Genomic DNA, 20,171 nt, shown 5'->3' with positions numbered 1-20,171 from the left:
TCAGGTTGTCTCTGAATTGGCTGTGCTTCATTCATCCCGGATTTCAAAATTAGGAGAATAACCTTAGCTTTCTTTATCTCTCCCGTTTAGGCTTACGGCAAACTGCGGTTTTTGTTATATTTTCGCTGCCTCGTCGGGAAAAAATAAAGAGAGAATCAACATGAAATGGCTTTGTTCTGTAGGTATCGCGGTGAGCCTGGCGTTGCAGCCAGCGCTGGCGGACTCCTTGTTTGGTAACCATCCTCTGACCCCTGAAGCACGGGATGCATTTGTTACCGATTTACTCAAACAGATGACCGTCGATGAGAAGATCGGCCAACTACGTTTGATAAGCGTCGGGCCGGATAACCCGAAAGAAGCCATCCGTGAGATGATCAAAGACGGGCAGGTTGGGGCGATTTTTAACACCGTTACCCGCGAGGATATCCGTAAAATGCAGGATCAGGTGATGGAACTCAGCCGCCTGAAAATCCCTCTCTTTTTCGCCTATGACGTACTGCACGGTCAGCGCACCGTGTTCCCGATAAGCCTCGGTCTGGCGTCATCGTTTAATCTGGATGCGGTCAGAACGGTGGGGCGCGTTTCTGCCTATGAAGCCGCAGACGATGGCCTGAATATGACCTGGGCGCCAATGGTTGATGTCTCGCGCGATCCGCGCTGGGGACGCGCCTCAGAAGGTTTCGGGGAAGATACTTATTTGACCGCCACGATGGGCAAAACCATGGTCGAAGCGATGCAGGGTAAAAGCCCGGCCGATCGCTATTCGGTGATGACCAGCGTCAAACACTTCGCCGCCTATGGCGCGGTAGAAGGCGGAAAAGAGTACAACACCGTGGATATGAGTCCGCAGCGGTTGTTTAACGACTATATGCCACCGTACAAAGCCGGGTTAGACGCCGGGAGCGGGGCGGTGATGGTGGGTCTTAACTCGCTGAACGGCACCCCTGCGACTTCTGACGCCTGGCTGTTGAAAGATGTGCTGCGCGATGAGTGGGGCTTTAAAGGGATTACCGTTTCCGATCACGGCGCGATTAAAGAGTTGATCAAACATGGTACCGCCTCCGATCCGGAAGACGCGGTGCGCGTGGCGATCAAGTCCGGCATTAACATGAGCATGAGCGATGAGTATTACAGTAAGTATCTACCGGGCCTGATTAAGTCAGGTAAGGTGACGATGGCTGAACTGGACGATGCCGCGCGTCATGTGCTGAACGTCAAATATGATATGGGGCTGTTTAACGATCCGTACAGCCATCTGGGGGCCAAAGAGACTGACCCGCAGGACACCAACGCGGAAAGCCGTTTACACCGTAAAGACGCGCGTGACGTTGCCCGCGAAAGTCTGGTGCTGCTGAAAAACCGCCTGGAAACGTTGCCGCTGAAGAAATCGGGGACCGTGGCAGTCGTCGGTCCACTGGCGGACAGCAAGCGTGATGTGATGGGCAGTTGGTCGGCAGCAGGCGTTGCCGAACAGTCAGTGACGGTGCTGACAGGCATTAAAAATGCGCTCGGCGATAAGGGCAAAGTGGTGTACGCCAAAGGGGCGAATATCACTAACGATAAAGGAATTGTCGACTTCCTCAATCTGTATGAAGAGGCGGTGAAAGTCGACCCACGCTCGCCGCAGGCCATGATTGATGAAGCGGTCAAGGCCGCGCAGCAGTCTGATGTGGTGGTCGCTGTGGTCGGTGAAGCGCAAGGTATGGCGCATGAAGCCTCCAGCCGGACCGATATCACGATTCCGCAAAGCCAGCGTGACCTGATTACCGCGCTGAAAGCCACCGGCAAGCCGCTGGTGCTGGTGCTGATGAACGGGCGTCCATTGGCGCTGGTGAAAGAAGACCAGCAGGCCGACGCGATTCTGGAAACCTGGTTTGCCGGGACGGAAGGTGGCAACGCCATTGCCGATGTGCTGTTTGGCGATTACAACCCGTCAGGCAAACTGCCGATGTCTTTCCCGCGCTCTGTCGGGCAGATCCCGGTCTATTACAGCCACCTGAATACCGGTCGTCCGTATAACGCCGATAAGCCGAACAAATACACCTCACGCTACTTTGACGAAGCCAACGGCCCGCTGTATCCCTTTGGCTATGGTCTGAGCTACACCACCTTTACCGTTTCTGATGTGAAGCTTTCTGCACCAACGATGAAGCGTGATGGAACGGTCACCGCCAGCGTGCAGGTTACCAACACCGGCAAACGCGAAGGAGCGACGGTGATTCAGATGTATTTACAGGATGTGACCGCTTCCATGAGTCGCCCTGTCAAACAGCTGAAAGGATTTGAGAAGGTGAATCTCAAACCGGGCGAGACGCAAACGGTCAGTTTCCCGATTGATATTGAGGCGTTGAAATACTGGAACCAGCGCATGCAATACGATGTGGAGCCGGGCAAATTCAACGTTTTTATCGGCGTAGATTCTGCCAGAGTGAAGCAGGGCGAGTTTGAACTGCTGTAATGATCAGGTGAATTTGCGTCAGACCTGATGGCTCCACACGTGTCAGGTCCATCGATTCATCCCCACCGGCAAAGCCCATGAGGTTTTGCCGGTCTTTTTATATTTATCACCGAGTTACTGCTAATCCTTCCCTCCGTTACCCCTCAATTGCCAGGTTAAGGTCAGATTTTTCGACTATGCTTTTCCCTCTATGTCCTGAAAAGGACAGTCAAAGGATGAGGAGAGCAGCATGATAATCTCAAAGGTCTGGGCGGGCTCGCTGGCGCTGTTTGCCGCGATGAGCTTACCCCTGCAGGCCGCATCACCCGTCACGGTGGGATCAAAAATTGATACGGAAGGGGCGCTGCTCGGCAATATGATTTTGCAGGTGCTTGAAAGCCACGGCGTGAAAACCGTCAACAAAGTCCAGTTGGGAACCACGCCAGTGGTGCGCGGGGCCATCACCTCCGGCGAACTGGATATTTACCCGGAATATACCGGAAACGGGGCTTTCTTCTTTAAAGATGAAAATGACCCGGCGTGGAAAAATGCGCAGGCCGGTTATGAAAAAGTCAAAAAACTGGATGCGGAACAGAACAAACTGGTCTGGCTAACGCCTGCGCCCGCTAATAACACCTGGACCATTGCCCTCCGTCAGGATGTCGCCGAAAAGAATAAGCTCGTTTCGCTGGCTGACCTGGGACGCTACCTGAAAGACGGCGGCACGTTCAAACTGGCCGCCTCGGCAGAGTTTATCGAACGTGCGGATGCGTTGCCTGCGTTTGAAAAAGCTTATGGCTTTACGCTCAATCAAAATCAGCTTTTATCGCTGGCAGGGGGAGACACGGCGGTGACCATTAAAGCCGCTGCGCAGCAAACCTCAGGCGTCAATGCCGCGATGGCCTACGGGACCGACGGCCCTGTTGCGGCGCTGGGGCTGCAAACGCTCAGCGATCCGAAAGGTGTCCAGCCGATCTATGCTCCTGCGCCGGTGGTGCGTGAATCAGTACTGCAGGCCTACCCACAAATGGCGGAATGGCTGCAACCAGTCTTTGCCAGTCTCGATGAAAAAACGCTGCAACAGCTTAATGCCAGTATTGCCGTGGAAGGACTGGATGCGAAAAAAGTCGCAGCAGATTACCTGAAACAAAAAGGATGGGTGAAGTAACGGAGTTTGCATCAGGTGAGTGTTGTATCAACGATGTCTGTTAATCGAGTGCTGTTGCTGCTGGTATTTCTGCTAATGGCGGCAGCCGCGCTGCCTTTCATCAGTTATGCCCCCAATCGTCTGGTCTCTGGCGAAGGTCGACAACTCTGGGAACTCTGGCCCGGTTTTGCGTGGGGGCTGGCGGCGATGTTTCTGCTACTGGTGGCGCTGTGCTTTATCCCCGGTCGCGCCGGCAACGTGTTAACCCTGATCGTAGTGCAACTGCTGCTAATAGCGGCGTTGATTGCCGCCGGTAAAACGGCAAGCGGGCTGGCGCAGACGGGAAGTCCGCTGGCGAGAACCAGTCTGGGTAGCGGATTCTGGCTTGGGCTGGGACTGATGCTGCTGGCGCTCAGCGACGCGATTCGTCGTCTCACCGCGAGGCCACTGTGGCGTTGGTTACTGCATATGCACATTGCCATCGTCCCCGTTGCGCTGCTGCTAACCGGGATGTTCAACGACCTTTCGCTGCTCAAAGAGTATGCCAATCGTCAGGATGTCTTCGACGATGCGCTGGCGCAACATCTGACTATCCTGCTCGGAACCGTGCTGCCTGCGCTGGTGATTGGCATCCCGTTGGGCATCTGGTGCGCCTTCTCTACGTCGCGCCAGGGGCCGGTATTTGCCGTACTGAATATTATTCAGACCATTCCTTCCGTGGCGCTGTTTGGCCTGCTGATTGCCCCGCTTGCCGGGCTGGTTCAGCATTTTCCCTGGTTACGTGCATTGGGCATTGCCGGAACCGGGCTGGCCCCTGCGCTGATTGCGTTGGTGCTGTACGCGCTACTGCCGCTGGTGCGCGGCGTGGTGGCGGGGCTGAACCAGGTTCCTCGCGATGTGCTGGAAAGCGCCCGGGCAATGGGAATGAGCTCGCGTCAGCGCTTTTGTTCGGTACAACTCCCGCTGGCGTTACCGGTCTTCTTGCGCAGTTTACGCGTCGTGATGGTGCAGACGGTGGGGATGGCCGTTATTGCCGCACTGATTGGCGCGGGGGGATTTGGCGCATTGGTTTTTCAGGGATTGCTCAGCAGTGCCGTCGATTTAGTGCTACTGGGTGTCGTCCCGGTGGTGGTGCTGGCGGTGCTGATCGATGCCCTGTTTGATTTAGGTTTAGCTCTGCTGAAGGTGACCGTTGATGATTGAATTTAGCCATGTCTGTAAAACCTTTGGCCAACAACACGCGGTCAACGATCTCAATCTGCATTTTCGCGAAGGCAGCTTTTCCGTCTTGATTGGTACGTCGGGGTCGGGGAAGTCCACCACGCTCAAAATGATTAACCGCCTGGTGGAGCATGACAGCGGGACGATTCGCTTTGCTGGCGATGAGATCCGCAGTCTGCCGGTGCTGGAATTAAGACGACGGATGGGATACGCCATTCAGTCTATTGGACTGTTTCCGCACTGGACCGTTGCACAGAACATTGCCACCGTATTGCAGCTGCAGAAATGGTCGCGTTCACGTATTGATGACCGAACAGATGAACTGATGGCGTTGCTGGGGTTGGAAGAGGGGTTGCGTCATCGTTATCCTCATCAGCTTTCCGGTGGGCAACAACAGCGGGTGGGAGTGGCGCGTGCGCTGGCCGCCGATCCCCAGGTGCTGCTGATGGATGAACCTTTTGGTGCGCTGGATCCGGTAACGCGCAGCGCCTTGCAGCAGGAGATGACCCGCATTCACCGGCTGTTGGGACGCACCATTGTGCTGGTTACCCATGATATTGACGAAGCGCTGAGGCTGGCGGAACACCTGGTGCTGATGGACGCAGGTCAGGTGGTGCAACAGGGCACGCCGCTATCGATGCTCACAGCACCGGCTAACGACTTCGTACACACCTTTTTTGGCCGCAGCGAACTGGGTGTTCGGCTGCTGGCGCTGCGCACTGTCGGTGATTTTACCCGCCGCCATGAGCAGCTCAGCGGCGAGCCGCTGGTAGACGAGATGACACTGCGCGATGCGCTCTCTATTTTTGTGGCGCGGGGGTGCGACGTTCTGCCGGTGGTTGACGCAAAGGGCGGAGCCTGCGGGACGCTCCATTTTCAGGATTTACTCTCACCGAGGCCGCACCGTGAAACGTCTGACTGATCCGCTGTTATGGCTGGTTATCTGTTTTCTGCTGCTGCTGGCAGGGTTGCCTCATAGCCAGGCGCTGTTTAGCGCGCTGTTCCCGCAGCTGCCGCGACCGGTTTATCAGCAGGAGAGTTTTCTGGCGCTGGCGTTGGCCCATTTTAGCCTGGTGGGGATCTCGAGCCTGGTGGCGGTGATCATTGGCATGGGGGCGGGGATCGTGGTCACGCGTTCATGGGGAACTGAATTCAGACCGCTGGTGGAAACCATTGCCGCCGTGGGGCAAACTTTTCCGCCGGTCGCCGTGCTGGCCATCGCTGTTCCGGTGATGGGGTTTGGTCCACAGCCGGCCATCATCGCGCTGATCTTGTACGGCGTGTTACCGATTTTACAGGCGACGCTGGCGGGGCTGGGCGGGATATCAGCCAGCGTGCTGGATGTTGCCAGTGGAATGGGGATGAGCAGCGGTCAACGGTTGCGCAAAGTGGAGCTGCCGCTGGCCGCGCCGGTTATTCTGGCTGGTATTCGCACGTCGGTGATTATTAACATTGGCACCGCCACGATCGCCTCAACTGTCGGGGCAAACACGCTGGGTACGCCGATAATCATCGGGCTGAGCGGGTTTAATACTGCCTATGTGATACAGGGGGCGCTTCTGGTCGCGTTGGCGGCCATCATTGTCGATCGCGGGTTTGAGCGAGTCGCGCAACACCTTACCCGGCACGTAAAATAAAGGTATAACCTGCAAGCATCACACCGCCGATTCCGCCGATGGCCATCAACAGGAAGAGGGTGATCACGCCGATTTTAGCTGCGCTCATGATGTACTCCTTATGGTATATAAAAGGATTGTACACGTTTGTTAATGGAATATTAAATACCGAGTGGATAAATATCGTGGCCTAGCGCACGCCACTCGGTTAATTGTTGGTGTTGAGCGGCCGTCTGGTTATCGCCGCACCACACCAGAAGTGTCCGGCCTTCAAACAGTTCCGGTCGCAGTTGATTGAGCGAGTGAGCCAGTACGTCAACCCGCCATCCTTGCTGGCTGGCGACCCAGCCCTCCAGCCATAGCCGGGTGGTATCGTGAATATTCCAGCCGACGACCAGCGCGTCTTTACCTTGTTTCTTACGGGCTGAGGCGAGGCAAATCGCAATGTAGTTAATCAGCACGCCGTCAAGAATGCCGAGCAGTGCCTGAAGAATAGGTTGCTGACATTGCAGGCGTCGCCGCAGCGGAATGAACAGATGGGTGTTCAGCGTCTGGGCGGGATAATCCTGGCCACGTTCTTTGATCCACAATCGCAGACTATGCAAATTATTACTTTGCAAATAGCTCAACAGCGTTTCTTGCTGCTCGCGCCAGCCGTTGTGCACATCAATGCTCTCATTGCTGAGCAACATTTTAACCTTACTGACCTGCACACCGTTGTTTATCCAGCGTTTGATCTCGCGGATCCTGTCGATGTCCGCGTCGTTAAACAAACGATGACCGCCGTCTGTGCGCTGCGGTTTCAGTAATCCATATCGCCGCTGCCACGCACGTAAAGTGACAGGGTTAATATCACAAAGCAAAGCCACTTCACCGATGGTGTAAAGCGCCATTTGTTGTCTCACTCTTGCTCGCGAGGTCCCAGTTTTACTTTAGACGCTCTTTTGCGAACCAGGTAGTTTTGTCTGTTTTTTGCTCACGGAATGGGTGATTTTGTAGTCATACCCACGCTTTTGAGTGACCGTTCTCACAAATTCCTCATTTTTTGCAACAGTTCAAAGAAAGTTACGCGCAGCCCATGTATGTTACGCGCTTTTAAGAAGACTGTGGTTGGCGGGTATGTACGAGTTTAATCTGGTGTTGCTGCTGCTACAGCAGATGTGCGTGTTTCTTGTTATTGCGTGGTTAATGAGCAAAACGCGTTTATTTATCCCGCTGATGCAGGTCACTATCCGGCTGCCGCACAAACTCCTTTGCTACGTCACCTTTTCCATCTTTTGCATTCTGGGTACCTATCTGGGGCTGCATATTGAAGACTCCATTGCCAACACCCGTGCGATTGGCGCGGTGATGGGCGGCTTGCTTGGCGGCCCGGTAGTTGGGGGGCTGGTCGGGCTGACTGGCGGCCTGCATCGTTATTCGATGGGCGGAATGACCGCGCTGAGCTGCATGATCTCGACCATTGTTGAAGGACTGCTCGGCGGGCTGGTACACAGCGTACTGACCCGTCGCGGCCGCACTGATAAAGTCTTTAGCCCGCTGACGGCGGGCGCGATCACCTTTTTTGCCGAACTGGTGCAGATGCTGATCATTTTATTGATTGCGCGTCCCTTTGATAATGCGCTGCATCTGGTGAGTAATATTGCTGCGCCGATGATGGTCACCAATACCGTGGGTGCGGCCTTATTTATGCGTATTTTGCTCGACAAACGGGCCATGTTCGAAAAATACACCTCGGCGTTTTCTGCCACTGCGCTAAAAGTTGCCGCCTCAACGGAAGGCATATTGCGCCAGGGGTTTAACGAGGTTAACAGCATGAAGGTGGCCCAGGTACTGTATGAGGAGTTGGACATTGGTGCAGTGGCGATAACCGATCGCGATAAGCTGCTGGCCTTTACCGGAATTGGTGACGACCATCATCTGCCAGGCAGACCGATTTCATCCTCTTATACCCAAAAAGCGATTGATACCGGCGAAGTGGTGTATGCCGACGGCAACGAGGTACCTTACCGCTGCTCACTGCATCCGCACTGCAAATTAGGCTCGACGCTGGTGATCCCTTTGCGTGGTGAAAACCAGCGGGTGATGGGGACCATCAAACTGTATGAAGCCAAAAACCGCTTATTTAGTTCGATCAACCGCACGCTTGGCGAAGGGATTGCGCAGTTGCTGTCAGCGCAGATCCTTGCCGGGCAATATGAACGGCAAAAAGCGATGCTCACGCAGTCAGAAATTAAGCTTCTGCATGCGCAGGTGAATCCCCATTTTCTGTTTAATGCGCTCAATACCATTAAAGCGGTGATTCGCCGCGACAGCGAGCAGGCCAGTCAGTTGGTGCAATATCTGTCGACCTTCTTTCGCAAAAACCTCAAACGGCCGTCAGAAATTGTGACGCTGGCAGATGAAATTGAACACGTTAACGCCTATCTGCAAATTGAAAAGGCGCGCTTTCAGTCGCGCCTGCAGGTCACTTTAACGGTACCGGATGAACTTTCGCATCAGCAATTGCCAGCATTTACGTTGCAGCCCATTGTCGAGAATGCGATTAAGCACGGTACCTCTCAGCTACTTGATACCGGTGAAGTCTCCATTGCCGCCCGGCGAGAAGGGCAGTATCTGATGCTGGATATCGAAGATAATGCCGGCCTGTATCTGCCGACAACCGAGGCCAGCGGGCTGGGGATGAATCTGGTGGATAAGCGACTACGTGAACGGTTTGGCGATGATTTTGGCATCAGCGTAGTGTGTGAACCTGACCTCTTTACCCGAATCACTTTACGACTTCCCCTGGAGGAACTGGCATGATCAAAGTGTTGATTGTGGATGACGAACCGTTAGCGCGGGAAAATCTGCGGATCCTGTTGCAGGAGCAAAGCGACATTGAGATTGTGGGGGAATGTTCGAATGCCGTTGAGGCCATCGGCGCGGTGCATAAATTGCGCCCTGATGTGCTGTTTCTCGATATCCAGATGCCACGTATTAGCGGTCTGGAAATGGTGGGCATGCTCGATCCTGAACACCGTCCGTATATTGTTTTTCTCACCGCATTTGATGAGTATGCGGTGAAAGCCTTTGAAGAGCATGCCTTTGATTATTTGCTCAAGCCGATTGAAGAAACCCGGCTGGAGAAAACGCTGATCCGTTTACGCCAGGAGCGCACGAAGCAGGATGTGTCGGTGCTGCCGGAAAACCAGCAGGCGCTAAAATTTATTCCGTGTTCCGGTCACAGCCGCATTTATCTGCTGCAAATGGACGATGTTGCGTTTGTCAGTAGCCGCATGAGCGGCGTTTTTGTCACCAGCAGCGACGGCAAAGAAGGCTTTACCGAGCTTACGCTGAGAACGCTGGAGAGCCGCACGCCGCTGTTGCGCTGCCATCGACAATTCCTGGTGAACATGGCGCAGCTGCAGGAGATTCGCCTGGAAGATAACGGCCAGGCCGAGTTGATTTTACGTAACGGCCTGACCGTGCCGGTGAGCCGCCGTTATCTTAAAAGCCTAAAAGAGGCGATTGGTCTGTAAAACTGGTACACTGCGCGCCATTGCATCACCGACAGTTGAAGGCTCTATGCTAAGTAACGACATTCTTCGTAGCCTGCGCTACACCCTGAAAGCGAACAATAACGACATGGTGCGGATCCTTGCGCTTGCTGACATGGAATCCACCGCCGCAGGTTTCGACACCTGGATGACGAAAGAAGATGAAGACGGGTTTATTCGTTGCCCGGACATCATTCTCTCCGGTTTTTTAAACGGCCTGATCTACCATCTGCGCGGTAAAGATGATTCGGCGCCGGAACTGGCGCTTGAGCGTCGGGTGAACAACAATACGGTGCTGAAAAAGCTGCGTATTGCCTTTTCACTGAAAACCGATGATATTCTGGCCATTATGACCGAGCAGAAATTCCGCGTATCGATGCCGGAAATCACCGCCATGATGCGTGCGCCGGAACATAAAAACTACCGCGAGTGTGGAGACCAGTTTTTACGTTATTTCCTGCGTGGTTTGACTCACCGGGTACATCACACGAAAGCGTGATTTAATACCCGCAGGTCCGTGCATGCGTAGCGCGAACGGGCAAAAAAAAGCCGGATAATAATCCGGCTTTTTTTGTTTATTTCACCTGTTGGCCAGGTTTGGCGCCTTCATCAGGGCTTAACAGGAAGATATCTTTCCCGCCAGGGCCGGCGGCCATCACCATACCTTCAGAAATGCCGAAGCGCATTTTACGCGGTGCCAGGTTAGCCACCATAATGGTCTGGCGGCCAATCAGCACCTGCGGGTCAGGGTAGGCTGAACGGATGCCGGAGAAGACATTACGCTTTTCACCGCCCAGATCCAGGGTCAGGCGTAGCAGCTTGTCCGAACCGTCAACGAACTCGGCGTTTTCGATCAATGCCACGCGTAGGTCAACTTTGGCAAAATCGTCAAAGGTGATGGTTTCCTGAATCGGGTCGTCCGCCAGCGGGCCGGTAACCGGTGCGGCAGCCGCTTTCACTTCTTCTTTTGATGCTTCAACCAGGGCTTCAACCTGTTTCATGTCGATGCGGTTGTACAGCGCTTTGAAGGTGTTGACCTTGTGGCCGAGCAGCGGCTGCTGGATGGCATCCCAGGTCAGTTCGCTGTTCAGGAATGCTTCGACACGCTCGCTCAACGTTGGCAGAACCGGTTTCAGGTAGGTCATCAGGACGCGGAACAGGTTAATACCCATGGAGCAAATCGCCTGCAGATCGGCGTCACGGCCTTCTTGTTTGGCGACAACCCACGGAGCCTGTTCGTCAACGTAGCGGTTAGCCACGTCGGCCAGCGCCATAATTTCACGAATGGCTTTACCGAACTCGCGGCTTTCCCACGCTTCGCCAATCACTGTAGCGGCGTCGGTAAAGGTCTTGTACAGTGCCGGATCGGCCAGTTCAGCTGCCAGTACGCCGTCAAAACGCTTACTGATAAAGCCCGCGTTACGGGACGCCAGGTTGACCACTTTGTTGACGATGTCGGCGTTAACGCGCTGAACAAAATCTTCGAGGTTCAGGTCGATGTCATCGATACGTGAAGAAAGCTTCGCCGTGTAGTAATAGCGTAGGCTGTCGGCATCAAAGTGCTTCAGCCAGGTGCTGGCTTTAATGAAGGTTCCGCGAGATTTTGACATCTTCGCGCCGTTCACCGTCACATAACCGTGGACGAACAGGTTAGTCGGTTTACGGAAGTTACTGCCTTCCAACATGGCAGGCCAGAACAGGCTGTGGAAATAAACGATATCTTTACCGATGAAGTGATACAGCTCGGCGTCAGAATCTTTTTTCCAGTATTCATCAAAGCTTGTGGTATCGCCGCGCTTGTCACACAGGTTTTTGAACGAGCCCATATAGCCAATCGGCGCATCCAGCCAGACATAGAAGTATTTGCCTGGCGCATTCGGGATTTCAAAACCGAAGTACGGTGAGTCGCGGGAAATGTCCCACTGCTGCAGGCCGGATTCAAACCACTCCTGCATTTTGTTCGCAACTTGTTCCTGCAACGCGCCGCTGCGCGTCCATGCCTGCAGCATTTCGCTGAATGACGGCAGGTCAAAGAAGAAGTGTTCGGAGTCACGCATGACCGGCGTCGCGCCAGACACCACGGACTTCGGCTCGATAAGTTCGGTTGGGCTGTAGGTCGCGCCGCACACTTCGCAGTTATCGCCGTACTGATCCGCAGCCTTACATTTCGGGCAAGTGCCTTTAACGAAACGGTCCGGCAGGAACATGCCTTTTTCCGGGTCGTACAGCTGGGAGATCGTGCGGTTTTTAATAAAACCGTTTTCTTTCAGGCGCGTATAAATAAGCTCGGACAGCTCCCGGTTCTCATCGCTGTGCGTGGAGTGGTAGTTGTCGTAGCTGATATCAAACCCTGCAAAATCAGTCTGATGCTCCTGACTCATTTCACCGATCATCTGCTCTGGTGTAATGCCAAGCTGCTGAGCCTTCAGCATGATTGGCGTACCGTGTGCGTCGTCCGCGCAGATGAAGTTTACCTGGTGGCCGCGCATTCGCTGGTAACGGACCCAGACATCAGCCTGGATGTGCTCCAGCATATGGCCGAGGTGGATGGAGCCGTTGGCGTACGGCAGCGCGCACGTTACCAGAATTTTCTTCGCGACTTGAGTCATAGTGGGCAATTACTTCTTTTGTAGTGAAAAGGGCTTTGATAGTACCAAAATGGTAATTACTGCGCCAAGTGATAAGGGCATTTATCCGTAAATGAATAATTGTCGCGGTTGGAGTAAACTAGCTGGTGACAATCGTCTTTCAGAACAACAAAAAGGAGTCGGGATGAACGCACAATCCCAGGCCAAATCACCAGAAACCCTGCGCGCTATGGTCGCCGGGACGCTGGCGAATTTTCAACATTCAACCCTGAAGCATAATCTGACGACGCTAAAAGCGTTGCACCATGTCGCCTGGATGGATGACACGCTGCACGTTGAGCTGGTGATGCCGTTCGTCTGGCACAGCGCGTTTGAAGTATTAAAAGAGCAATGCAGTGCCGATCTACTGCGTATCACCGGCGCGAAAGCCATTGACTGGAAGCTGTCGCACAACATTGCGACGCTGAAACGCGTGAAAAACCAGCCGGGCATCAACGGTGTGAAAAACATCATTGCCGTCAGTTCCGGTAAAGGTGGGGTAGGGAAATCCTCAACCGCCGTTAACCTGGCGCTGGCGCTTGCTGCGGAAGGGGCGAAGGTCGGTATTCTCGATGCCGATATTTATGGCCCGTCTATCCCGACGATGCTCGGTGCAGAAAATCAGCGCCCGACCTCACCGGACGGCACCCATATGGCGCCGATTATGTCTCATGGCCTGGCAACCAACTCCATTGGTTATCTTGTCACCGACGATAACGCCATGGTGTGGCGCGGCCCGATGGCCAGTAAAGCGCTGCTGCAGATGCTGCAAGAAACGTTATGGCCAGATCTCGATTATCTGGTCCTGGATATGCCGCCGGGCACCGGTGACATTCAGCTGACGCTGGCGCAGAACATCCCGGTAACGGGGGCGGTTGTAGTAACCACACCGCAGGACATTGCGCTTATCGATGCCAAAAAAGGCATTGTGATGTTCGAAAAGGTAGAAGTGCCGGTTCTGGGCATTGTTGAGAATATGAGTATGCATATCTGCAGAAACTGTGGTCATCATGAGCCGATCTTCGGCACCGGTGGCGCGCAGAAGCTGGCGGAGCAATATCGTACTCAACTGCTGGGACAAATGCCGCTGCATATTTCTCTGCGTGAAGACCTCGATCGCGGTACGCCGACGGTTATCAGTCGTCCAGACAGCGAATTTACCGCCATTTACCGTGACCTGGCAGGACGTATCGCCGCACAGCTGTATTGGCAGGGCGAAGTTATCCCCGGTGAGATTGCCTTCCGCGCGGTGTAATTTATAGCGTTACAGATATTCACCGCATCAATGTATTATTGATGCGGTGAATACTTAGAGTGAAAAAGCTTCGTAATATTGTTTATCCTGCCTGTATAATTCATGTCTTTTTCCGAATAAATCACCTCAATGCATCATTATAATTGATCAAATAAAACCAATTAATCTACAATCTCAATTGGTTTTAGCAAGGAAGTTAACCCATAATTAACCGGACCGACGGCGAATGCGCTGTTTTCCACCCATACAGGAATAATGAATGCAATGAAAATTGGTTTATTGTTGGGACTTATTACTCTGGCTTATGGAATGAGTTCGTCTGCCTTCGCTTCAGATAGCGCCACATTAACCATCAGTGGCAGGGTGACTGAACCGACGTGTAGCGCTGATGTTGTTAACAATAAAGTGCAGCAACGCTGTGGTATCGTAACCTTAACTCCTGACCTCCACGAGGTTGCGTCTCATCCTGTAAGAGGCGTGGTGACCGAGCTTGTGCCCCTGGGAAGGGATGCCACTCGGCAAATAGTGTTAAGCCGTTACGATTAATATACGGAAATTACTATTAAGCACTAATCATGATTATGAATGATTGGTGCTTTTTTATTGCCTTCACGAATAATGTCGAATGATTAATTACGCTAATTTATTAAATGCAAAAATAGTATTCGCTCTTACTTATTTGTTGTAATTATATTGCTGTTTATAACTTGTTTTAAATCAATAAAACAAGGTGTTTACATTGCGGTAACGTTTCTTGTGTGCGAATTTAATTTCAAGAGTTGAACCTCTTAACAAATAGAAATTAATTCATTAAGGAAGATACTATGAAACGTTCAATTATTTCTGCTGCTGTGCTGTCTGTTGTATTTATGAGCGCTGGGGCTTTTGCTGCTGAGGTGGAAACTGGACAGCTGACCATTACTGGGAAAGTAACAAATGCACCATGCACATTTGACGTTGGTGGGGATTCTGTAAGTATTAATATGCCTACTGTACCAACCAGTGTTTTTTCACAAAAAGACATATATACCACGTATAATGATGCAGTAGGTGTAACCAGTAACGTACTTAAAATTAAGTGCTCTGGAGATTCATCAAAAATTAAACTCTCATTAATCAGTGGAGGTAAAATCCCTGGTAATGACAAAGCAATTAAAAGCGGTAATGACACTGTAGGTTATTATTTATATTTAGGGTCAGAAGCTACAGAACTTGATGTATCCAAACCATTAGATATTTCAAACTATAAAAATGATGCAGGAGATTATTCAATTCCTTTTAGTGCGAAATATCTGAAATTAACCAGCAATGATGTGGCTGCAGGCGATGTCATTTCAAATTTAGTTTTGCGTGTTTCTGAGGATTAATTTCAGGTCGGCGGCATTGCCGTCGACGTTTTTCATCTCTTTGCTAAGGATGAAGATTCCCCTTACGCAGGTCACCGACTGTAGAGAATAAACTTAAGTATAAGAGGCATCAAAATGAAAGGGCTCGCAGTCATACTCATTGCATCGATAGTCCTGCCCGCGCATGCGGGCATTGTGATCTACGGTACTCGCATTATCTATCCGGCAGAAAAAAATGAAGTACTGGTACAGCTGATGAACCAGGGAGAACGTTCTTCACTGGTACAGTCGTGGATTGATGATGGTGATATGTCTTTATCGCCAGAAAAGATCCAGGTCCCTTTTCTGCTGACTCCTCCGGTTGCTAAAGTAGCGGCCAAATCAGGCCAGCAGTTGAAAATTAAAAAAATGCCCAATATGTTGCCCAATAATAAAGAGAGTCTTTTTTACCTCAATGTACTGGATATTCCTCCGAACAATCCTGACAGTGTAGGAAAGAATGTACTCAAGTTCGCGATGCAGAATAGGATTAAACTATTTTATCGACCTAAAGGTATCTCACCAGTTAATAAGCTTACGTTTCAAAAACTGTCTATGAAACGTAGCGGCAGTATTTATTCCATTAAGAATGATGCCGCTAACTGGGTCACGGTGACGGAAGTAAAAGCTAATGATGTAAAAATAAATAACGAAAGCATTATGCTTGCACCACTTTCCAGTGCAGATGTGACATTAAAAAGTGCGAATGCTAATCAGTATGAAATGACCATTATTGACGACCACGGTAATTACATCAGCGATAACGTCAGCCTAAAATAACAGGAGTTGATTATGTTAAGGATGACTCCGATTGCTTCGGCGGTATTACTGTTGCTGCTCGGTATCGACGGCCACGCCGCAGAAGAAACGTTTGACACTAACTTTATGATGGGTGGTATGAAGGGCGAGAAGGTTTCCGATTTCCGCCTCGATGATCACCAACCACTACCAGGCCAATATGATATTGATATCTACGTCAATAAGCAGTGGCGTGGTAAGTATGAAATAACCGTTAAGGATGATCCTGATGACACCTGTTTATCTCGCGACGCATTAACGCGTCTGGGGATAAATATACAAGCGTTGGACAAGCAGAATGAATGCCCAACCTTGAAGCAGGCGGTGCAAGGAGGCAGTTATTCCTGGGATATCGGCACGTTTCGCCTGGATCTCAGCGTCCCGCAGGCCTATGTGGATGAACTGGAGAATGGCTATGTTCCTCCAGAAAACTGGGATCGTGGCATCAATGCCTTTTATACCTCGTACTACGCCAGCCAGTATTACAGCGATTATAAGGATTCTGGTAACAGCAAAAGTACCTATGCGCGTTTTACCAGTGGGTTAAATCTGCTGGGGTGGCAGTTGCATTCTGATGCCAGCTATAACAAAACTGATGACAGCAGCGGGGAGTGGAAAAGTAATACTCTGTATCTGGAACGCGGCATCCCGCAAATTTTGGGCACTCTGCGTGCCGGGGATATGTATACCTCATCGGATATTTTTGATGCGGTGCGCTTTAGTGGCGTACGGTTGTATCGCGATATGCAGATGCTGCCAAACTCAAAGCAGAATTTTACGCCGCTGGTTCAGGGGATTGCGCAAAGCAACGCGCTGGTCACCATCGAACAGAACGGCTTTGTCGTTTACCAGAAAGAGGTTCCACCTGGCCCGTTCTCTATTGCTGATTTGCAGCTTGCAGGCGGTGGTGCGGATCTTGACGTCAGTATCAAAGAGGCTGACGGATCGGTAACAACTTATCTGGTGCCGTATGCGGCGGTGCCCAATATGCTGCAGCCCGGGGTGTCAAAATATGATTTTGCCGCCGGGCGTAGCCATATCGAAGGCGCCACGAACCAGACCGATTTTGCGCAGATGAGCTACCAATATGGGCTGAATAATCTGTTAACGCTGTACGGCGGTACCATGCTGGCGGATAACTACAACGCGTTCACCCTGGGCACCGGCTGGAACACGCGTATCGGCGCCATTTCTGTCGATGCCACAAAGTCCCACAGTAAGCAGGACAGCGGTGACGTGTTTGACGGGCAGAGCTACCAGATTGCTTATAACAAATATTTGACGCAAACCGCCACCCGTTTTGGCCTGGCTGCGTATCGCTATTCTTCCAAAGATTATCGTACATTTAACGATCACGTCTGGGCCAATAACAAGAATAATTATCATCGCGATGAAAATGATGTGTATGACATTGCGGATTATTATCAGAACGATTTTGGCCGAAAAAACAGCTTTTCAGCTAACGTCAGCCAGTCTTTGCCGCAGGGTTGGGGCTCGTTTTCTCTCAGTACGCTGTGGCGGGATTACTGGGGGCGCAGCGGCAACAGCAAAGATTATCAACTGAGCTATTCCAATAGCTGGCAGCGGATTAGCTACACTTTTTCAGCCAGTCAGACTTACAACGAGGACCATCACGAAGATAAGCGGTTTAACATCTTTGTTTCTATTCCGTTTGACTGGGGGGATGATATTAGCGCTCCACGCCGACATCTGTATGTGTCTAACTCGACTACCTTTGATGATGACGGTTTTGCCTCCAACAATACCGGGCTTTCCGGAACCGCAGGCAGTCGCGATCAGTTTAATTACGGCGTGAACCTGAGTCATCAACGCCAGGACAGCGAAACGACGGCGGGGGGCAATCTGACCTGGAATGCGCCGATCGCGACGTTGAACGGCAACTACAGCCAGTCGTCTAAATATACGCAAGCAGGCGGCAGTATTTCCGGCGGCCTTGTGGCCTGGTCCGGTGGGGTGAACTTGGCCAACCGGCTGTCAGAAACCTTTGCCGTGATGCATGCACCGGGTCTGGAAGGGGCGTATGTAAATGGGCAGAAATACCGTACCACCAACCGTAATGGCGTGGTCGTTTACGATGGCTTGACGCCATATCGTGAAAACCACCTGATGCTGGATGTCTCCAATACCAACAGTGAAACCGACCTACAAGGCAACCGCCGCAGCACCGCGCCGTATCGTGGGGCGGTGGTACTGACGACGTTTGAGACCGACCAACGTAAACCGTGGTACATCCGGGCGCTACGTCCTGATGGCTCACCGCTGACGTTTGGTTATGAAGTAGAAGACAATCATGGACACAATATTGGTGTGGTCGGCCAGGGAAGCCAGCTCTTTATTCGTACCAACGACGTGCCACCGGAGATAAACGTGGCGTTTGATAAACAACAGGGACTTTCATGCTCAATCACTTTCGGAAAAACGATTGATGAAAGTAAAGTTTATATTTGTCGGTGATTAGTCTGAGATATCAATATGAAAATAATTATATTATTGGTTTTCTGTGTATTTCCTTCATTAAGCTATTCAGCATGTAAAGGGACGATTGAACGTCAGGATATTTTTGAAGTCAAAGATTTGATAATTATAGACGGTGGCGTGCAAACACAAGTTTTCAATAATCCATTTATTGACTCAACATGTGAAGAGTCAGATAATATAAGTAAATTAGATACCGCTGATTATATAATTGGGATGGGTGAAGGTGATAGTGTTAGACTAAAGGTAAGCGTTAAATGGAATGCTAGCAATAGCATTTCTTTATCGAAAAAGAATGGTGCCTTCTCTGGGGACTATACTGTTTCCATTCAAGAGTTAAGTTCTCCTGGTTTTGTAGATGTAAGTGCAAATGGCGGATATAGCATAACACTAAATAATGTTGCAGTGATGACTGGGGCAACAATCTGGAATTCAGGTGACGCATTCTTGCAATGGTTGATATGTGCTACTAATCCGAAAAACTGGGGGACGTGCATTAACACTATCTTAAGTAAGTTAAATGGAAAAGGCTTGTATAGTACTCATTTAACGATATCTTACAATAAAAAAATGACAACCTGTATCCCGGGGAAATTATCAATAACACTTGATTCTATTGCAATGAATGAACTGAAAGGGGCGGGTGAAGTTAATACTCCATCTCAGCGCGGAGATATCACTCTGGAATGTAAGGATGGTATAGGGGTATCATCACTGGCTAGTCGGGATGTACTGGTGTCACTACACAGTGATTTGGTTTGGGATGGGAATAAGTCAGTCTTAAAATCCAATAGTGATAATGGGGTTGGTTTTGTTTTAAGAGATGGAATTACGAATAGCTTGATACACGTTAATCAGGGAAATGGGTCTGGTAGTGTACTGAAGAAATTCCCTAAGGGAAATGTAATAAATAACATTGAAACCATTCCTTTGATAGTTAGGTATTATGTATTTGATGTCAATAAAGTAAAACCAGGTGAGTTGCAATCAAATGCACTAATTGTTGTTTCATATAATTAGCATCTTTAATTACGCACTCCCCATAAGAGCGAGTGCGTTTTTTTTATCGATGATAAAAAATCTCGCCGTCGTAGGCTTTGATGATCTTGCCATCGGCATCATTGACCAGCACATACGCGCCACCCATGTAGGTCCAGTGGGTGCCTGCCGTCGGTGCGGGCAGGTTACGCAGATTCCACTGCTTAATGGTGTATTCTTCGGTGAGATACAGGGGTGGAACCTTGTCACCGGGTTTGAAATGGGTAAAGTCAGCAATAAAGCCGCTCAGCTCATATTTATCGATGCCTTTAGGGGCTGCGATGGCGGCAGACGCTGCCCAGACGGTGCTGGTTACGAGCAACAGTGCACCCAGCAACATTTTATTCTTCATACCCATCCTCTCTACTCATTCGGGTCGTCAACAACGGTCGTGTATCATTCCGGGCTTACAGGATATCTGACAAGCACTATTTTGTGAGAACTCCAGTTATTTCGTAAAAAGTGTAAATGAAGTACGAGCAGGCGGCAACGTTGAACCGCAATTTAGCAATACCGCTGCTGCTCTGCAATTTACATCAGTTTATTGTGATGCAGTCACAGGATGACATCGCAAGATGTCAGCATCTTTACTATCTTCAATCAATAAAGGCG

General features: G+C 51.0%; 18 protein-coding genes. 14 read left to right on the top strand and 4 right to left on the bottom strand.

What is annotated here, in order from left to right:
• Positions 1–160 precede the first annotated feature (160 nt).
• From bglX to M2374_RS05305, 5 genes are all read left to right on the top strand, one after another.
• Positions 161–2,458, top strand: a complete 2,298-nt coding sequence (gene bglX, locus M2374_RS05325; protein ID WP_117343472.1) for a beta-glucosidase BglX — start codon at positions 161–163, stop codon at positions 2,456–2,458.
• A gap of 229 nt (positions 2,459–2,687) precedes the next feature.
• Positions 2,688–3,605: an ABC transporter substrate-binding protein gene (locus M2374_RS05320; protein ID WP_115258042.1), complete on the top strand. Its 918-nt coding sequence runs from the start codon at positions 2,688–2,690 to the stop codon at positions 3,603–3,605.
• A gap of 33 nt (positions 3,606–3,638) precedes the next feature.
• Positions 3,639–4,787, top strand: a complete 1,149-nt coding sequence (locus M2374_RS05315; protein ID WP_259154009.1) for an ABC transporter permease — start codon at positions 3,639–3,641, stop codon at positions 4,785–4,787.
• The gene (locus M2374_RS05310) at positions 4,780–5,727 is read left to right on the top strand and encodes an ABC transporter ATP-binding protein (protein ID WP_115258044.1); all 948 of its coding nucleotides are present in this window, start codon (positions 4,780–4,782) and stop codon (positions 5,725–5,727) included. The genes M2374_RS05315 and M2374_RS05310 overlap by 8 nt, the downstream gene beginning before the upstream one ends.
• Positions 5,711–6,442 carry an ABC transporter permease gene (locus M2374_RS05305; RefSeq protein WP_135911741.1) on the top strand — a complete coding sequence of 244 codons (732 nt, stop codon included), beginning with the start codon at positions 5,711–5,713 and terminating at the stop codon, positions 6,440–6,442. Before M2374_RS05310 ends, M2374_RS05305 begins: the two co-directional genes overlap by 17 nt.
• On the opposite strand, the gene M2374_RS05300 is transcribed toward M2374_RS05305, so the two are convergent.
• Positions 6,423–6,530 carry a protein YohO gene (locus M2374_RS05300; protein ID WP_003027354.1) on the bottom strand — a complete coding sequence of 36 codons (108 nt, stop codon included), beginning with the start codon at positions 6,528–6,530 and terminating at the stop codon, positions 6,423–6,425. The two genes, M2374_RS05305 and M2374_RS05300, sit on opposite strands and share 20 nt — an antisense overlap.
• A 52-nt stretch (positions 6,531–6,582) precedes the next feature.
• Positions 6,583–7,314: an HTH-type transcriptional regulator MlrA gene (mlrA, locus tag M2374_RS05295; RefSeq protein WP_115258046.1), complete on the bottom strand. Its 732-nt coding sequence runs from the start codon at positions 7,312–7,314 to the stop codon at positions 6,583–6,585.
• A gap of 226 nt (positions 7,315–7,540) precedes the next feature.
• Here mlrA and M2374_RS05290 point away from each other — a divergent pair, with 226 nt between their 5' ends.
• The 3 genes from M2374_RS05290 to M2374_RS05280 are packed head-to-tail and all read left to right on the top strand — an operon-like array spanning position 7,541 to position 10,459.
• The gene (locus M2374_RS05290) at positions 7,541–9,226 is read left to right on the top strand and encodes a sensor histidine kinase (RefSeq protein WP_181688943.1); all 1,686 of its coding nucleotides are present in this window, start codon (positions 7,541–7,543) and stop codon (positions 9,224–9,226) included.
• Positions 9,223–9,942, top strand: coding sequence for a two-component system response regulator BtsR (btsR, locus tag M2374_RS05285; protein WP_181217891.1), 720 nt, complete (start codon positions 9,223–9,225; stop codon positions 9,940–9,942). Before M2374_RS05290 ends, btsR begins: the two co-directional genes overlap by 4 nt.
• 46 nt (positions 9,943–9,988) lie before the next feature.
• Entirely contained in the window at positions 9,989–10,459 is a 471-nt protein-coding gene (locus M2374_RS05280) for a DUF1456 family protein (protein ID WP_115259919.1), read from the top strand.
• A 76-nt stretch (positions 10,460–10,535) separates the two neighbouring features.
• On the opposite strand, the gene metG is transcribed toward M2374_RS05280, so the two are convergent.
• Positions 10,536–12,569: a methionine--tRNA ligase gene (gene metG, locus M2374_RS05275; RefSeq protein WP_115258048.1), complete on the bottom strand. Its 2,034-nt coding sequence runs from the start codon at positions 12,567–12,569 to the stop codon at positions 10,536–10,538.
• A gap of 163 nt (positions 12,570–12,732) precedes the next feature.
• Between metG and apbC the strand changes: the two genes are divergently transcribed.
• From apbC to M2374_RS05245, 6 genes are all read left to right on the top strand, one after another.
• On the top strand, positions 12,733–13,842 hold the full coding sequence (apbC, locus tag M2374_RS05270; protein ID WP_181688944.1) for an iron-sulfur cluster carrier protein ApbC: 1,110 nt from the start codon (positions 12,733–12,735) through the stop codon (positions 13,840–13,842).
• A gap of 264 nt (positions 13,843–14,106) precedes the next feature.
• A complete protein-coding gene (locus tag M2374_RS05265) occupies positions 14,107–14,388 on the top strand; it encodes a DUF2574 family protein (protein WP_115259920.1) in 282 nt (93 codons plus the stop codon).
• Positions 14,389–14,666: 278 nt separating this feature from the next.
• Complete coding sequence (locus M2374_RS05260) at positions 14,667–15,209, top strand: fimbrial protein (protein ID WP_181688945.1); 543 nt, start codon at positions 14,667–14,669, stop codon at positions 15,207–15,209.
• A 114-nt stretch (positions 15,210–15,323) separates the two neighbouring features.
• Positions 15,324–16,007: a fimbria/pilus periplasmic chaperone gene (locus tag M2374_RS05255; protein ID WP_259154007.1), complete on the top strand. Its 684-nt coding sequence runs from the start codon at positions 15,324–15,326 to the stop codon at positions 16,005–16,007.
• A gap of 12 nt (positions 16,008–16,019) precedes the next feature.
• On the top strand, positions 16,020–18,500 hold the full coding sequence (locus tag M2374_RS05250; protein WP_181688946.1) for a fimbrial biogenesis outer membrane usher protein: 2,481 nt from the start codon (positions 16,020–16,022) through the stop codon (positions 18,498–18,500).
• 18 nt (positions 18,501–18,518) lie between these two features.
• The gene (locus tag M2374_RS05245; protein ID WP_181688947.1) at positions 18,519–19,541 is read left to right on the top strand and encodes a fimbrial protein; all 1,023 of its coding nucleotides are present in this window, start codon (positions 18,519–18,521) and stop codon (positions 19,539–19,541) included.
• Between the two features lie 43 nt (positions 19,542–19,584).
• On the opposite strand, the gene M2374_RS05240 is transcribed toward M2374_RS05245, so the two are convergent.
• Entirely contained in the window at positions 19,585–19,917 is a 333-nt protein-coding gene (locus M2374_RS05240) for an RcnB family protein (protein ID WP_181688948.1), read from the bottom strand.
• Between the last annotated feature and the right edge of the window lie 254 nt (positions 19,918–20,171).

The organism is Citrobacter sp. JUb117 (assembly GCF_024809055.1).
GTDB classification, from domain to species: Bacteria; Pseudomonadota; Gammaproteobacteria; order Enterobacterales; family Enterobacteriaceae; genus Citrobacter; species Citrobacter gillenii.
The sequence above is the reverse complement of the archived record's forward strand: the minus strand, read 5'-3'. Positions and strand labels throughout refer to the sequence as shown.

What these genes read in the sequence shown, in the direction of transcription:
- bglX (WP_117343472.1), top strand. Translation starts at nt 161, where the DNA reads ATGAAATGGCTTTGTTCTGTAGGTATCGCGGTGAGCCTGGCGTTGCAG.
- M2374_RS05320 (WP_115258042.1), top strand. Translation starts at nt 2,688, where the DNA reads ATGATAATCTCAAAGGTCTGGGCGGGCTCGCTGGCGCTGTTTGCCGCG.
- M2374_RS05315 (WP_259154009.1), top strand. Translation starts at nt 3,639, where the DNA reads ATGTCTGTTAATCGAGTGCTGTTGCTGCTGGTATTTCTGCTAATGGCG.
- M2374_RS05310 (WP_115258044.1), top strand. Translation starts at nt 4,780, where the DNA reads ATGATTGAATTTAGCCATGTCTGTAAAACCTTTGGCCAACAACACGCG.
- M2374_RS05300 (WP_003027354.1), bottom strand. Translation starts at nt 6,530, where the DNA reads ATGAGCGCAGCTAAAATCGGCGTGATCACCCTCTTCCTGTTGATGGCC.
- mlrA (WP_115258046.1), bottom strand. Translation starts at nt 7,314, where the DNA reads ATGGCGCTTTACACCATCGGTGAAGTGGCTTTGCTTTGTGATATTAAC.
- M2374_RS05290 (WP_181688943.1), top strand. Translation starts at nt 7,541, where the DNA reads ATGTACGAGTTTAATCTGGTGTTGCTGCTGCTACAGCAGATGTGCGTG.
- btsR (WP_181217891.1), top strand. Translation starts at nt 9,223, where the DNA reads ATGATCAAAGTGTTGATTGTGGATGACGAACCGTTAGCGCGGGAAAAT.
- M2374_RS05280 (WP_115259919.1), top strand. Translation starts at nt 9,989, where the DNA reads ATGCTAAGTAACGACATTCTTCGTAGCCTGCGCTACACCCTGAAAGCG.
- metG (WP_115258048.1), bottom strand. Translation starts at nt 12,569, where the DNA reads ATGACTCAAGTCGCGAAGAAAATTCTGGTAACGTGCGCGCTGCCGTAC.
- apbC (WP_181688944.1), top strand. Translation starts at nt 12,733, where the DNA reads ATGAACGCACAATCCCAGGCCAAATCACCAGAAACCCTGCGCGCTATG.
- M2374_RS05265 (WP_115259920.1), top strand. Translation starts at nt 14,107, where the DNA reads ATGAAAATTGGTTTATTGTTGGGACTTATTACTCTGGCTTATGGAATG.
- M2374_RS05260 (WP_181688945.1), top strand. Translation starts at nt 14,667, where the DNA reads ATGAAACGTTCAATTATTTCTGCTGCTGTGCTGTCTGTTGTATTTATG.
- M2374_RS05255 (WP_259154007.1), top strand. Translation starts at nt 15,324, where the DNA reads ATGAAAGGGCTCGCAGTCATACTCATTGCATCGATAGTCCTGCCCGCG.
- M2374_RS05250 (WP_181688946.1), top strand. Translation starts at nt 16,020, where the DNA reads ATGTTAAGGATGACTCCGATTGCTTCGGCGGTATTACTGTTGCTGCTC.
- M2374_RS05245 (WP_181688947.1), top strand. Translation starts at nt 18,519, where the DNA reads ATGAAAATAATTATATTATTGGTTTTCTGTGTATTTCCTTCATTAAGC.
- M2374_RS05240 (WP_181688948.1), bottom strand. Translation starts at nt 19,917, where the DNA reads ATGGGTATGAAGAATAAAATGTTGCTGGGTGCACTGTTGCTCGTAACC.